Annotated in this window: 11 protein-coding genes and 2 pseudogenes; 8 read left to right on the top strand and 5 right to left on the bottom strand. The window is 59.8% G+C overall.

What is annotated here, in order from left to right; all coding sequences use genetic code 11:
• Nucleotides 1–198: 198 nt before the first annotated feature.
• The gene (locus tag C1Y43_RS09395) at nt 199–978 is read right to left on the bottom strand and encodes an OmpA family protein (RefSeq protein ID WP_058770671.1); all 780 of its coding nucleotides are present in this window, start codon (nt 976–978) and stop codon (nt 199–201) included.
• Between C1Y43_RS09395 and C1Y43_RS09390 the strand changes: the two are divergent.
• Nucleotides 977–2,689: pseudogene (locus tag C1Y43_RS09390) on the top strand (flagellar biosynthesis protein FlhA); the annotation flags it as partial. The gene C1Y43_RS09395 and the pseudogene C1Y43_RS09390 overlap by 2 nt on opposite strands.
• Nucleotides 2,690–2,791: 102 nt before the next feature.
• A complete protein-coding gene (locus tag C1Y43_RS09385) occupies nt 2,792–3,274 on the top strand; it encodes a YlaC family protein (RefSeq protein WP_021507677.1) in 483 nt (160 codons plus the stop codon).
• A 162-nt stretch (nt 3,275–3,436) separates the two neighbouring features.
• On the opposite strand, the gene C1Y43_RS09380 is transcribed toward C1Y43_RS09385, so the two are convergent.
• On the bottom strand, nt 3,437–4,198 hold the full coding sequence (locus C1Y43_RS09380) for a tRNA-(ms[2]io[6]A)-hydroxylase (RefSeq protein WP_088516037.1): 762 nt from the start codon (nt 4,196–4,198) through the stop codon (nt 3,437–3,439).
• Nucleotides 4,199–4,254: 56 nt separating this feature from the next.
• Nucleotides 4,255–4,674 carry a ribonuclease E inhibitor RraB gene (rraB, locus tag C1Y43_RS09375; protein WP_010615961.1) on the bottom strand — a complete coding sequence of 140 codons (420 nt, stop codon included), beginning with the start codon at nt 4,672–4,674 and terminating at the stop codon, nt 4,255–4,257.
• Nucleotides 4,675–4,836: 162 nt separating this feature from the next.
• Here rraB and argF point away from each other — a divergent pair, with 162 nt between their 5' ends.
• From argF to ridA, 4 genes are all read left to right on the top strand, one after another.
• A complete protein-coding gene (gene argF / locus C1Y43_RS09370; RefSeq protein ID WP_104188033.1) occupies nt 4,837–5,844 on the top strand; it encodes an ornithine carbamoyltransferase in 1,008 nt (335 codons plus the stop codon).
• Nucleotides 5,845–6,085: 241 nt separating this feature from the next.
• On the top strand, nt 6,086–7,021 hold the full coding sequence (gene pyrB, locus C1Y43_RS09365; RefSeq protein ID WP_058770675.1) for an aspartate carbamoyltransferase: 936 nt from the start codon (nt 6,086–6,088) through the stop codon (nt 7,019–7,021).
• Nucleotides 7,022–7,032: 11 nt separating this feature from the next.
• Nucleotides 7,033–7,497, top strand: coding sequence for an aspartate carbamoyltransferase regulatory subunit (pyrI, locus tag C1Y43_RS09360; protein WP_104188032.1), 465 nt, complete (start codon nt 7,033–7,035; stop codon nt 7,495–7,497).
• A gap of 78 nt (nt 7,498–7,575) precedes the next feature.
• Nucleotides 7,576–7,962 carry a 2-iminobutanoate/2-iminopropanoate deaminase gene (gene ridA / locus C1Y43_RS09355; RefSeq protein WP_010615965.1) on the top strand — a complete coding sequence of 129 codons (387 nt, stop codon included), beginning with the start codon at nt 7,576–7,578 and terminating at the stop codon, nt 7,960–7,962.
• A gap of 112 nt (nt 7,963–8,074) precedes the next feature.
• Here ridA and C1Y43_RS09350 read toward each other — a convergent pair whose 3' ends face one another.
• Nucleotides 8,075–10,459 carry a beta-N-acetylhexosaminidase gene (locus C1Y43_RS09350; RefSeq protein WP_104188030.1) on the bottom strand — a complete coding sequence of 795 codons (2,385 nt, stop codon included), beginning with the start codon at nt 10,457–10,459 and terminating at the stop codon, nt 8,075–8,077.
• 278 nt (nt 10,460–10,737) lie between these two features.
• Here C1Y43_RS09350 and nrdD point away from each other — a divergent pair, with 278 nt between their 5' ends.
• Nucleotides 10,738–12,876: an anaerobic ribonucleoside-triphosphate reductase gene (nrdD, locus tag C1Y43_RS09345; RefSeq protein WP_104188029.1), complete on the top strand. Its 2,139-nt coding sequence runs from the start codon at nt 10,738–10,740 to the stop codon at nt 12,874–12,876.
• A pseudogene (nrdG, locus tag C1Y43_RS09340) lies at nt 12,873–13,337 on the top strand (anaerobic ribonucleoside-triphosphate reductase-activating protein); the annotation flags it as partial. The gene nrdD and the pseudogene nrdG, both read left to right, overlap by 4 nt.
• On the opposite strand, the gene C1Y43_RS09335 reads toward nrdG, so the two are convergent.
• Nucleotides 13,332–14,366 carry a permease gene (locus tag C1Y43_RS09335; RefSeq protein WP_104188025.1) on the bottom strand — a complete coding sequence of 345 codons (1,035 nt, stop codon included), beginning with the start codon at nt 14,364–14,366 and terminating at the stop codon, nt 13,332–13,334. The pseudogene nrdG and the gene C1Y43_RS09335 overlap by 6 nt on opposite strands.
• Nucleotides 14,367–14,582 lie beyond the last annotated feature (216 nt).

The raw sequence follows: 14,582 nt of genomic DNA, 5'->3' as shown, positions 1-14,582 counted from the left end.
TGCGCACACCGGCAAAATTCACATAAAAGAATGATTTAGCTTACTAAAGCCAAATTACTTATTAACATATTTAACATTTCGTGGCATACCGTGGCGCGCCTCGTTTACCCGGCGTCTGCCGCAGCAAAAAACAGGCAAAAAAAACCGGTGGATTTCGCCACCGGTAGAATCAACAGTTGATTCAAAGGCACTGACAGGTTATCGCAGGCGGTCAGCGATGGGTTTCACCACGTTCTCCCCTTCGCGACCATAAAACTGAAACAGCGTCTCGGCTGCCGCCTCGGTGAGCACCATGATTTCAATGCGGCGGTTACGTGCGCTGAGCGGATCGGCTTTGTCCAGCGGCATACGGGATGACATGGCATTCACCTGCAGCACGCGCGTGCTTTCCAGCCCGCCGCGCTCCAGCGCGCGCCGCGCCGCCAGCGCACGGTCACCGGAGAGATTCCAGTTGTTGTACGCCGCGTTGCCGCTGTACTGCGCGGCGTCGGTGTGGCCGCTGATCATGATTTTGTTGTCGATACGGTTAAACACCGGACCGAGTTCGGTCAGCAGGCGCTGATAAAACGGCGTCAGCACCGCACTGCCGCGCGGAAACATCATGCGATCCTGGTCATCCTGAATCAGGATACGCAGCCCCTGCGGCAGGGTTTCCAGCGTCAGCAGGTTCTGGGCGTGATAGCTGTTGATGATGCTCTGGATCTGCTGACGCAGCTGCGCCAGCTCGGCGTCGGAGCGCGACAGCACGCTGTCCAGATCTTCCTTAGGCTGATTGGCGTTGTTGTCGCTGTTTTCCGCGCTGGTGTCACTGACGGTGGCGCCCTCGGTCGGCGGCGCAATCGCCAGCGTTTCACCAATGATGGCGGAGCCGCGTCCGGTTTCGACATCGAACGGATTAAAGCCGGAACCGTTAAACACCGAGGTGCCGTTAAGCTGCGCGACGATCTCTTTACGCTCGTCTTCGGTGACGGCGCCCATGATCAACTTTGTGGTGGTGACCAAAGGGGCCGAGCGTATTTCTGAAGTATCGGCGCGCTTTACCCTCGACGCGCTGCCGGGCAAACAGATGGCGATCGACGCCGATCTCAACGCCGGGCTGATCAATCAGGAACAGGCGCGGGTGCGGCGTCAGGATGTGGCCAACGAAGCGGACTTCTACGGCGCGATGGACGGTGCCTCCAAGTTTGTGCGCGGTGACGCCGTCGCCGGCATCATGATCCTGCTGATCAACGTGCTGGGCGGCATCCTGATCGGCGTGTTCAAACACGGTTTACCGGCCGGCCAGGCGTTCGAACAGTATGTGCTGCTGACCATCGGTGACGGTCTGGTGGCGCAGATCCCGTCGCTGTTGCTGTCGACGGCGGCGGCGATCATCGTGACGCGCATCAGCGACGGCGCTGACATGGGCGAGGAAGTGAAGTCGCAGCTGCTGGCGAAACCGGCCACGCTGTATACCGCCGCGGGCGTGATGTTTGTACTGGCCATCGTGCCGGGCATGCCGCACATGGTGTTCCTCGTCTTCACCGCCCTGCTGCTGTTCGCCGCGTGGCGTCAGAGCCGCGTGGTGCAGAAGCCGACGCAAAGCCATGTCGACATGGAGGCGATCAATCAGGCGCTGGCGCAGCCGGACGAACAGCCGACCATCAGCTGGGACAATATTCCGCTGGTCGAGCCCATCGGCCTTAATCTGGGCTACAAGCTGGTCACGCTGGTGGATAAAGGCAAAGGCGCACCGCTGACTCAGCGTATGCGCGGCGTGCGCCAGGTGGTGTCAGAAACCAGCGGCGTGCTGCTGCCGGAGATCGCCCTGCGTGAAGATTTCCACTTAAAGCCGTCGCAGTACGCTATCAAGATCAACGGCGTTCGCACCGCGGTGGGCGAAGTGCACGCCGACCGCCTGATGGCGCTGCCGACGCCGGATCAGTACGGCGAGATCGACGGCCTGCTGGATACCGATCCCGCATACGGTATGGCGGTGACCTGGATCCTGCCGGAGCAGAAAGCCAAAGCGCTGAATCTGGGGTATCAGGTGGTCGACTGCGCCAGCGTGGTGGCCACGCACGTCAACAAAGTGGTGCGCGAAAACCTGCCGGAGCTGTTCAACTACGATGATATTACTCAGCTGCATCAGCGGCTGGCGAGCGTGGCGCCGAAGCTGTCAGAGGATCTCAACGCCGCGGTGAACTACAGTCTGCAGCTCAAGGTGTATCGTCTGCTGCTCAACGATCAGGTATCGCTCAAGGACATCACCACCATCGCCACCACGCTGCTGGAGAGCGTGGCGATCACCAAAGATCCGATCCTGCTGACCTCCGACGTGCGTTATGCGCTGCGCCGCGCCATGGTGGCGGCGATTGCGCCGGACAACAAACCGCTGTCGGCCTATACGCTGGATAACAGCCTGGAAAACCTGCTGCTGGCAGCGCTCAATCAGGCGCAGCAGGGCGGCAAAGTGGCGCTGGACAGTTTCCCGGTCGACCCTAACATTCTCACCCAGCTGCAGAGCACGCTGCCGGTGATGATGGAGCAGCTGAAAGCGCAGAACCTGACGCAGGTGCTGCTGGTGACGCCGCAGCTGCGGCCGCTGATTGCGCGCTACGCCCGGCTGTTCGCCAGCGGGCTGAATGTGCTGTCGTATAACGAGGTGCCGGACGATGCCAATCTGCAGATTGTCGGGCAGGTGAGCTGATGCGTTGCGGAAAACTGTTATAAAAAAACACCGCTGATCTGTCTCTGCCGCCCTTCACTGTTATGTGGTTTACTGGCAGGCAGTGATATTCAGAGGTGAATAATGGACGCGATTAAACAAATTCTGATCGATGAAATCGACACGCTCAACCGCGAAGAGCGGCGCGATAATCTGCCGCGTTTTAGCTTTAACTTCCTGAAAACCCATCCGGGGCTGTGGGGCGTGATGTACCTGTGCTACGGCCTGTGCGTGGCGCTGATTTTCTCCACCGAGATGCTCGGCTGGCCAGCCTTCTGGTTCGCCACGGTGTTCGTGCTGGTGATGAGTTTTCTGATGCTGCTGGACATCAACCCGAAATACCGCTTCGAGGACATCGATACGCTGGATCTGCGCGTGTGCTACAACGGCGAGTGGTATTACGTGCAGCCGGTCTCGCAGCAGGCGCTGGACAAGATTCTGGAGAATCCGGGCACGCCCGAGCGCGTGCGCAGCGGCATCGATCGCCTGATGCAGCAGAAAGGAGAAGTGGATTTTTATGATGTCTACTACCTGACCTGGGGCCATCAGCGCGCCGCGAAGATCTGATCGGGCAAATTCATTCCTGCTTCCATGGTATTTATAAGCCCTTGATGACTCACTGCTTAATTACTACCCCCAGCGTCTTTATACAGAGGGTATGCGAAGCTAAAGAGGGTAGTAAGACAACGCCTGAAGGCTGGGTCAGGAAGTTTCGCCGCGCGCACCAAATCAAAACGCTGGCACGCCGCTGTGAAAGCGCAGCTCAGCGTCCGGTTCGCTGATCAAGCGCGCTTCTGCTGCCCCAATCGCCCGCACGCGCGGCGCGATATCCTTCGGTGAAATCTGTGCCGCCAGCGTCAGGTAATCCTGATAGTGGCGCGCTTCGGAACGCAGCAGCGAGATGTAAAACTTCTCCAGCTGCGCATCCAGGTACGGCGCCAGGCTGGCGAAGCGCTCGCAGGAACGCGCTTCGATATACGCCCCGCAAATCAGTTTATCCACCAGCGTATCCGGTTCATGGGTAGTCACTTCACGCAGCAGCCCTTTGGCGTAGCGGCTGGCGGTGATCTTGCGATAGGGCAAACCGCGCGCCTGCATGATTTCCCACACCTGATAAAAATGGTGCAGCTCCTCTTTGATCAGCAGCACCATCTTTTCCACCATCTCATCAGCCCACGGCAGTTCATTGCGCACAATGATGCTTTTGCTGAGATTCTTGTGGGCATTGATGAAATCGCTGTCGTGATTCTCGCCGAAAATAAAATCTTCGTACGGCTGCAGCCACGCCAGAATCGCGTCGCCACTGGGTTTATCCGCGACGTATTTGCGGATCAGCCACACTGCGGTCTGCGCCGCTTTCAACTCGCATACCATGTGATCGGTAAGCAGCAGCGTAAGATTTTCCGGCTTGCGCGCTTCATCAATCCACGCCTGCGGCGTGCGGCACTGTAAAAACTGGTGAATGGGGTCTAATAGCGAAGCGTAATTCATCGGAGGTTCTTAACTGGCAGGAAAATTACCGGGCGGCATGTGCCGCCCGTCAGGGCTTAGTGACGCACACCGTCATCGTCTTCGTCGTCGATCTCTTCGCCGTCGTCTTCATCTTCGGCATCCGGATCTTCAAAGTAGGTGCCCCAGCCGTCGTAATCGACGTTGTATTTCCCGACCAGATTCACCAGCTGCTCGACCTGCGCGTCAATCAGCTCCGGCTTCAGCGCCGATTCGCTCAGGATGTCGACGCACATCACGGTGCTGCCGTCTTCCAGCTCCAGCTCTTCCGGCTCGGTGACTTCATAGCCCAGCTTGAAAGCGTCAACCGCGGCCTTCTCCAGCGAGTCGAAGTTGTTGCAGGAGAGATGATGCTCGATGGTGTAAAGCGCATCCGGATCGCTGCCGTCTTCCAGCAACTCTTCAATGATCAGGCGCGTCTCTTCGCGCTGTTCTTCCAGCAATGCTTCGTATGCCATGGGCGTGTCCTCAAAATAGTGGCAGTGAATGCAATTATTTTCCCACACTGCCTCGCGCGCCACTACACAAAACAGAAAGTTTCTTAGCGCTGGGGTTGAAAATGCATATTCATACGGTTAGATTGAATTTTAATTCATTATTGATGTAATGCGGAGCGCAGTATGAGTCAGCTGTATTCGAGACATTTCCTGAGATTGCTGGATTTCACTCCAGCCGAAATCACCGGTCTGTTATCACTCGCCAGTGAATTAAAACAGGCAAAGAAAAACGCCAGCGAAACCCAGTACCTGAAAGGCAAAAACATCGCGCTCATCTTCGAAAAAGACTCGACCCGTACCCGATGCTCTTTCGAAGTTGCCGCCTACGATCAGGGCGCTAACGTCACCTATCTCGGCCCGAGCGGCAGCCAGATCGGCCATAAAGAGTCGATGAAAGACACCGCGCGCGTACTGGGACGCATGTATGACGGCATTCAGTATCGCGGCTACGGCCAGGCGCTGGTGGAAACGCTGGCCGAATATGCCGGCGTGCCGGTGTGGAACGGCCTGACCACCGAGTTCCATCCGACGCAGCTGCTGGCTGACCTGCTGACTATGCAGGAGCATCTGCCGGGCAAAGCGCTGAGCGAGATGACGCTGGTCTACGTCGGCGATGCGCGCAACAACATGGGCAACAGCATGCTGGAAGCGGCGGCGCTGGTGGGGCTGGATCTGCGGCTGGTGGCACCGAAAGGCTGCTGGCCAGAAGAGGAGCTGGTGGCGCAGTGCCGCGCGGCAGCGCAGCACACCGGCGGCAAAATCACCCTGACAGAACAGATTGCCGAAGGCGTGCAAGGTGCTGATTTCATCTATACCGACGTCTGGGTATCGATGGGCGAAGCGAAATCGGTGTGGGAAGAGCGCATCGCCCTGCTACGTCCCTATCAGGTGAACAGCGCGATGCTGGCGCTGACCGGCAATCCGCAAGTGAAATTCCTGCACTGCCTGCCCGCGTTTCATGATGACCAAACCACGCTCGGACGGCAGATGGCCGAACAGTATGGTCTGCACGACGGCATGGAAGTCAGCAACGAGGTGTTTGAATCCGACCATAGCGTGGTGTTTGACCAGGCGGAAAACCGCATGCACACCATTAAAGCGGTGATGGTGGCGACGCTGAGTCAGCGCTAAGCCTGCGCGGCGCAAACGTTTACCTCGCGCGTGATTTCTGCTTGATGCGGCTCAGTGAATGCGTATAATGCGCCACAATTTGCCGGAGGAAACATGCAACAGCGCAGCGCACAATTTGCCGCTCCCGTACGCCTGAATGCAGGCGGCGCACCTGTTTCTTTCCGTCATTCATCGATCGCCAGAAAGCCCCTGTAAAGGGGCTTTTTTTTGTCCGCAATCCGGCAGCGCAGAGGAGAGAGCTATGGCCAACCCGCTATATCGCAAGCACATTATTTCCATCAACGACCTCAACCGCGATGAGCTGGAGCTGGTGCTGCATACCGCCGCCCAGCTGAAAGCCCATCCGCAGCCGGAGCTGCTGAAACACAACGTTATCGCCAGCTGCTTCTTTGAGGCTTCAACGCGCACCCGCCTGTCGTTTGAAACCGCGATGCACCGGCTGGGCGCCTCGGTGGTGGGATTTGCCGACGGCAGCAACACTTCGCTGGGCAAGAAAGGGGAAACCCTCGCCGATACTATCTCGGTGATTGGCACCTATGTGGATGCCATCGTGATGCGCCATCCGCAGGAAGGGGCGGCGCGGCTGGCCACGGAGTTCTCGGGCGGCGTGCCGATCCTTAACGCCGGTGACGGCGCCAACCAGCACCCGACGCAGACGCTACTCGATCTGTTCACCATCCGGGAAACCCAGAGCCGCCTCGATAACCTCAACGTGGCGATGGTTGGCGACCTGAAATATGGCCGCACCGTGCATTCGCTGACCCAGGCGCTGGCGAAGTTCAGCGGCAACCGCTTCTACTTCATCGCACCGGATGCGCTGGCGATGCCGTCCTACATCACCGATATGCTGGATGAACAGAACATTGCCTGGTCGCGCCACGACAGCATCGAAGAAGTGATGCCGGAGCTGGATATTCTCTACATGACGCGCGTACAGAAAGAGCGTCTCGATCCCTCAGAGTATGCCAACGTGAAAGCGCAGTTCATCCTGCGGGCGGCCGACCTGGCCGGTGCGCGCGATAACATGAAGGTGCTGCATCCGCTGCCGCGCATTGATGAGATCACCACCGATGTCGACAGCACGCCGCACGCCTGGTATTTCCAGCAGGCCGGCAACGGCATCTATGCCCGCCAGGCCCTGCTGGCGCTGGTACTGAATAGCGAACTGGCACTGTAAGGAGCAGAACGATGACCCACGATAACAAACTGCAGGTTGAAGCCATCAAACGCGGCACGGTGATCGACCATATTCCGGCGCAGGTCGGCTTTAAGCTACTGTCACTGTTCCGCCTCACCGAAACCGATCAGCGCATCACCATCGGCCTTAATCTGCCGTCGGGCGAGATTGGGCGTAAGGACCTGATCAAAATCGAAAATACTTTTCTGACCGATGATCAGATCAATCAGCTGGCGGTGTACGCGCCGCACGCCACGGTGAATCGCATTGATGAGTATGAAGTGGTGGCGAAGATCGCACCGACGCTGCCGGAACGCATCGAGCGCGTGCTGACCTGCCCCAACGGCAACTGCATCAGCCGCAGCGAGCCGGTGTTCTCCAGCTTTGCGGTGAAACAGCGCGACGACGATGTGCACCTGAAGTGTAAATACTGCGAGAAAGAGTTCGCGCGCCACGTGGTGCTCGGTCACTGGTAATCGCCCGTTTCCTCCCTATAATGGGGCGAACATTTTCGCGGCGGGCAAGGGTTCGCCGCGCATGCCTAAGGAGAAACAATGTCTCGCGAAATCAGTACTGAAAAAGCCCCGGCAGCGATTGGCCCGTACGTCCAGGGCGTGGATCTCGGCAGCATGATCATCACCTCCGGCCAGATCCCGGTCGATCCGGCCACCGGTGCGGTTCCGGACGATATCGCCGCGCAGGCGCGCCAGTCGCTGGAGAATGTGAAGGCGATTGTGCTGGCCGCTGGCCTGCAGGTGGGCGACATTGTGAAGACCACCGTGTTCGTCAAAGACCTGAACGATTTCGCCACGGTCAACGCCACCTATGAAGCGTTTTTCACCGAGCATCAGGCCAGCTTCCCGGCGCGCTCCTGCGTGGAAGTGGCGCGTCTGCCGAAAGACGTGAAGATTGAGATCGAAGCCATCGCGGTACGTCGCTGATTTAGCTGTCATCAATCACACAGCATGCAGGGGGCGTATCCGTGCGCACCTGGCGAGATCGCCAGGTCGTCATCAATGACGACCCTGCATAGTTCGTGACTTCCGAACTTCCCTATCTCGACGATCGCAGCAGTTTCTCCAGCGGTCGCACCAGCGCCAGCACCGTTTCATCCTGCACCTGCGCCGCCGCATCCAGCTGGGCGTGCATCTGCGCCACCTCGCCTGCGCCATAGGCCTGATTGCGCTCCAGCGCATTCACCAGATCCAGCCCCATCCGGCTCAGCTCAGCGACCTGGCGCACCTGCGGCTGCAGCGCTTTCAGCTGATAGTTGCCCAGCACCAGCGGCATCACTGCATCGCTGTTGCGCTGCCAGCGCTGCAGCTGATGGCGCAGGGCGCTGGCGGCAGCATGATCGCCGCGATTGGCGATCAGCGCATCCACCTGCTTATCCAGCAGGCGCACCGGCTCGCTCTCAGCCGGCAGCACGTCCGCCAGCCGGTTCAGCGGCTCAAAATAGTCATAATGCCCGGCCTGAAACTTCAGGTGCTGGCGGGTGTAATATTGCGCCGGTTCCAGCACTTCCGCCAGCACGCGCAGCGGAGTGATATCGCTGCTGTTGGCCAGCCGCATCATCTGCACCTCGGCCTGCTGATGCTGCTGCAGGCCGACCGACACCGTCCCCCAGCGATCAATCGCGCTGAGCCGCTGGTACATATTCTCGCTATCGGTCACATCCTGCGCCGACCACAGCCGCTCCGCCACCACAAAGGCGCGCGGCCACAGCCGCGTATCAATCACCCGGCTATTCACGTTCTCCGCCCACAGCGCCGCTTCACCGCCCAGCAAATCACGCTGCAGCTGAGCGGGCGTGGGCAGTACCGGAGCAATACCGGCCGGTATCTGCGCCAGCCTGCTGCCTGTGGTCGGATAGCGCACGTTGCCCACCAGCACGTAGCCGGTCAGGCTGTCACGCGTCAGCGTCACCACCGGCTGAAACGGCCCCATCCAGCTGTCGACGCTGAAGGTCAGCTGCGTCGGTGATAGCCAGCGAATGTCGCTGACCTGGCGTCGCGCCTTGCCGCTGAAATCGATAAAACCGCGCCAGCCGTTTTTGCTCTCAATCAGAGTGAAACTGCCCTGCACCGCGCTGCCTTTCAGACGCGGCATAGTGAACTGCCAGCTTTGCGCCTGATCGTCGGCGCGCAGTTGATCGACGCCGTTCAGCCCCTGCGGCCAGAGCTCGTTGCGATAGTGATACGCGGCGCTCTGCGGCTGGTCGAGATAAAAACCGGTGGAAAGAATGCCGCGATACCCCTGCTTTACCACTTCGCTCAGCGCGTCCTGCCCCTGCCAAGACTGAATCACAATACTTTTCGGCAGGTCGGGATGGTACACCTCATCCCAGCCAAGCATGCGCCGCTGATGCGCGGCGAGAATCTTCTCCACCCGCTGGTTGAACCACGCCTGCAGCGCATGGGCGTCCTGCAGGCCGTGGTCACGCATAAACTGCTGAATCTTCGGTGAGGCGTTCCACTGACTGGGATCGACTTCATCTCCGCCGATGTGAATGTAGGGATCGGGAAAGATCGCCGCGACTTCGCCAATCAGCGTGTCGATAAAGCGAAACACCGCTTCATTGCTGGGATCGAGCAAGGGTTTAAATACCCCCCAGCCGCGCTCCATGGCATATGGCCCCGGCGCGCTCATCAGCTCCGGCATCGCTACGGCCAGGGCGGAAGCATGGCCGGGCAGATCGATTTCCGGCACCACGCGCACGCCGCGCTGGGTGGCATAGTGCACCAGCTCGCGCATTTGCTGCTGGCTGTAGAACAGGCCATCACTGGCCTGCTGCTGCAGCTGCGGATAGTGACTGGAAGCAAAGCGCCAGCCCTGATCGTCGGTCAGGTGCCAGTGAAACACGTTCATGCGCGCCGCGGCGATACCATCAATCTGCCGCTTAAGGGTTTCCAGCGGCAGGAAGTGGCGCACCGGGTCGATCAGCACGCCGCGCCACGGGAAGCGCGGCCGATCGTCAATGGTGACAAAGGGAATTTGCGTGCCGCTGGCGGTGTTGGCGATCAGCTGCAGCAGGGTTTCCATGCCGCGCATCGCGCCAAAACGGGTAGGTGCCTGCAGCAGTACGCCACTGCTGCTGACCTCCAGACGGTAGCTTTCGTCGCTGTCCGGTTGCGGTAGCGGATCGACCGCGTCGGCAATCCGGACCTGAATGGCGGGACGATCGCTGGCCGGGCTGGCGGGCAGCAGCGCCCAGCCGGTTTGCCGCGCAATGCGGGCGCGCCAGCGCGCTTCGGCCCCTTCCAGGTGATCGCCGGTGATGTGCAGCGAAAATTGCGGCGTCAGGGTAAACGCGCCACCGCCTGCGGGCTGCGTCACCTGCTGTGGCCACGGCATCAGCGGCAGATCGCCTGCCGGTGCGGCCTGCGTGGAAAACGTCAGGGAACACAAAACGGCCAGCAGCGTACGGGGCAGAAGCATGGTGGGCATCCTTGTAAGGCAAAACGATGGGCCGGAAATGGCGCAAAACGCTCATTAAACCTGTTTCGCAACGCAAAGCAAGTTGCAACCGGCTGAAGTTTGCCCGGCTTAAAACTTTTCAGTGTAGCGGTTGTTGACCACTGCACGGCTTTCAGGCGCTGGCCGCGCTTCTTTGCGACAGGTCAAAAACAGTGCGATTAATTCCCTCTGAAACACCACATGTTGCGATTACACTCCTTAAAATTATCTACATGTAGTTTCCAGCGGAGAAAGGGAAGATGGCAACGGTAGTGATTAAGCGTGACGGCTGCAGGGTGCCGTTTGATGCCCGGCGCATTGAAGCTGCAGTGCGGGCCGCCGCGCAGGCCGCCCAGGTTGACGACCTGGCCTGGTGCACGACGGTCGCTCAGCAGGTCAGCGCGCAGCTGGCAACCCAGGCTGAAGTCGATATTCGCGACATCCAGTGTGCCGTGGAAGAAGCGCTGATGAGCGGACGCTGGCCGCAGCTGGCGCGCGCCTATATTGAATACCGTCACGACCGCGATCTGGCGCGCGAGCAGCGCGGCAAGCTGCACCATGCCATTCGCGGCCTGGTGGAACAGACCAACGCGGCGCTGCTCAACGAAAACGCCAACAAAGACAGCAAAGTGATCCCGACGCAGCGCGACCTGCTGGCCGGCATCGTGGCCAAACATTATGCCCAGCAGCAGTTGCTGCCGCGCGATGTGGTGCTGGCGCACGAGCGTGGGGAAATCCACTATCACGACCTCGACTACTCTCCCTTCTTCCCGATGTTTAACTGCATGCTGATCGATCTGCACGGCATGCTGACGCACGGCTTCAAAATGGGTAACGCCGAGATTGAACCGCCAAAATCCATCGCCACCGCCACCGCGGTGACGGCGCAGATCATCGCGCAGGTCGCCAGCCATATTTACGGCGGCACTACCATTAACCGCATTGACGAAGTGCTGGCGCCGTTTGTCACCCTCAGTCTCGACAAGCATCGCCAGATTGCCCGCGAATGGCAGATCGCTGACGTGGAAGCTTACGCGCGCGCACGCACGGAAAAAGAGTGCTACGACGCGTTTCAGTCTCTGGAGTACGAGGTCAATACGCTGCACACCGCCAACGGCCAGACGCCGTTCGTCACTTTTGGCTTTGGCCTCGGCACCGACTGGGCGGCGCGCCTGATTCAGCAATCGATTCTGCGCAACCGCATTGCCGGGCTGGGCAAAAACCATAAAACCGCGGTGTTTCCTAAGCTGGTGTTTGCCATTCGCGAAGGCGTCAATCGCCGCGCCAGCGACATCAATTACGACATCAAACAGCTGGCGCTGGAGTGTGCCAGCAAGCGCATGTATCCGGATATTCTCAACTACGACAAAGTGGTGGAAGTCACCGGCTCGTTCAAAACGCCGATGGGCTGCCGCAGCTTCCTCGGCGTTTACGAGGAAAACGGCGAGCAGATTCATGAGGGCCGCAACAACATCGGCGTGATCAGCCTCAACCTGCCGCGCATTGCGTTAGAAGCCCAGGGAGACGAAGCCCGCTTCTGGACGCTGCTGGATGCGCGCCTGGCGCTGGCGAAGCGGGCGCTGATGACCCGCATTGCCCGGCTGGAAAAAACCAAAGCGCGCGTCGCACCGATTCTTTATATGGAAGGTGCCTGCGGCGTGCGGCTCAATGCGGACGATGAGGTGGGCAAGATCTTTCGCAACGGCCGCGCCTCGATCTCGCTGGGCTATATCGGTCTGCATGAAACACTCAACGCGCTAAGCGGCAACGCCGTGCATCCGTATGATGCCGCGCATCTGCGCACAACCGGTGTGGCGATTGTGACGCATCTGCGCCAGGCGGTGGATGCGTGGAAAGCGGAAACCGGCTACGGCTTTAGCCTGTACAGTACGCCCAGTGAAAACCTGTGCGATCGCTTTTGTCGCCTTGATGCCGCCGAATTTGGCGTGGTGCCGGGCGTGACCGACAAGGGCTATTACACCAACAGCTTCCATCTCGACGTAGAAAAAAAGGTCAATCCGTACGACAAAATCGATTTTGAAGCGCCCTACCCGGCCATCGCTAACGGCGGCTTCATCTGTTACGGCGAATACCCCAACATTCAGCACAACCTGCGGGCGCTGGAAGATGTGTGGGATTACAGCTATGACCGCGTGCCCTATTACGGCACTAATACGCCGATCGATGAGTGCTACGAGTGCGGCTTCAGCGGCGAGTTCAGCTGTACCAGCAAAGGCTTTACCTGTCCGAGCTGCGGCAATCACGATCCGGCGCGCGTCTCGGTCACGCGCCGCGTCTGCGGCTATCTTGGCAGCCCGGATGCGCGGCCGTTCAACGCTGGCAAGCAGGAAGAGGTGCAGCGCCGCGTTAAACACCTTGATACCGGACAGCTGGGATGATGCACATTCATCGCTACTACGATGTGGATATCGTGAATGGTCCCGGCACGCGCTGCACGCTGTTTGTCGCGGGCTGTGAACATCAGTGCCGCGGCTGCTACAACCAGAGCACCTGGCGGCCTGACTCCGGCGTGCCGTTTACGCTGGCCATGGAGGAGCAGCTGATCGCCGATCTGCAGGATCAGCGCATTCCGCGTCAGGGGCTGTCGCTGAGCGGCGGCGATCCGCTGCATCCGTACAATGTGCCGCATATTCGCCGGCTGGTGAAGCGCGTGCGCCGTGACTGTCCGGATAAAGATATCTGGCTGTGGACCGGCTACACCCTGGCGGAACTGACGGCGGCGCAGCGTGAAGTGATTGCGGAAATCGACGTGCTGATTGATGGACGTTTCATCGAAGCGGAAAAAGATGCGCGGCTGCTGTGGCGCGGCAGCCGCAATCAGACTATCTGGTATCTACGCCAGCCACAGTGCGAGGATGCCGAGCAACATGCCGCTGACGGCCACGCCGCAGAAGGCGATCCACAGCGCGCGCGGCGGGAACGCGCGATGCAGCATCAGTAACGACGGCACGCTGACCGCGGGCAGCGTCACCAGCAGCGCCAGCGCCGGTGCGATGCCCATGCCCGCCAGCATCATGGTTTGCACAATGGGGATCTCGGCGGCGGTAGGGATCACAAACAGGCAGCCGGCGATGGCCATCAGCATCACCCAGAACAGCGTATTCCCTACCGCGCCGTCCGCGTGCGGAAACAGCCAGACGCGCGCGGCGCCGAGCAGCAGCACCGCCACAATGTAGAGCGGAATGGTGTTACAGAACAGCCGCCACATCACGCGCAGCCAGCGCGTCACAAACCGTTCATGGCTTTCTTGCGGCAACAGCGGCGCGGCAACGGCGGTTTCCGGCACGCTGCGCTGCACCAGCATGGCAATGCCCAGCACCATCACCCCACCCGCCACCAGCCGAATGGCGGCAAACTGCCAGCCGAGCACAAAGCCCATAAACACCAGCGTTGCCGGATTGAGCAGCGGATTCGCCAGCCAGAACGCCATCGCCGCGCCGCTTGAAACCTGCGCCTGGCGCAGGCCGACGGTCACCGGCGCGGCACAGCAGCTGCACATCATGCCCGGCAGGCCAAAACCGGTGCCGACCAGCGTGGCCCCCAGCCGGTTGCTGCCCATCAGGCGCAGCAGCCAGCGGCGCGGAATCAGCACCTGCACCAGCGAGCCCAGCACCACGCCGAGCACCGCGGCTTTCCACACCGCGAGAAAATAGACCATGGCGTAATCCAGCGCGGCGCGCCACGGCGAATCTGCGGCATTGGCAAGAATAGAGCGGCCGATGGAATGGGTTTCTGCGGCCGTGAAGGCTTTGCCATAATAAGGCTGCCATTTTACGTACCACAGGCCGATAAGCACCACGGCGAGGAACAGCAGCGGTTTCCACCAGGCGAAGCGGGCCGCTGGTGCAGGTGAGGCGAATTGGGTCATGACCGGTTCCGTATTCAACTGAATAACGTATGCCGCGCGGAGGGCGCGACGCAGATCCCACAGTGTTATTCAGGTTATGCCCGTGTGCCAGCGTCGTCACGCTTAAACTTGATCTGTCTCCGGAATTTAACCAATCCCGCCTGCGCCGGCTGGCTTGCGTTTCCGCGCTCAGGGTCCAGACTTGTCTGTTGAAACGTGTCACGCACAGCAGGTGCG

The sequence above is a fragment of the Pantoea sp. ICBG 828 genome (assembly GCF_002928355.1).
Lineage (GTDB): Bacteria > Pseudomonadota > Gammaproteobacteria > Enterobacterales > Enterobacteriaceae > Pantoea > Pantoea dispersa.
This window is presented reverse-complemented; position numbering and strand designations above follow the sequence as displayed.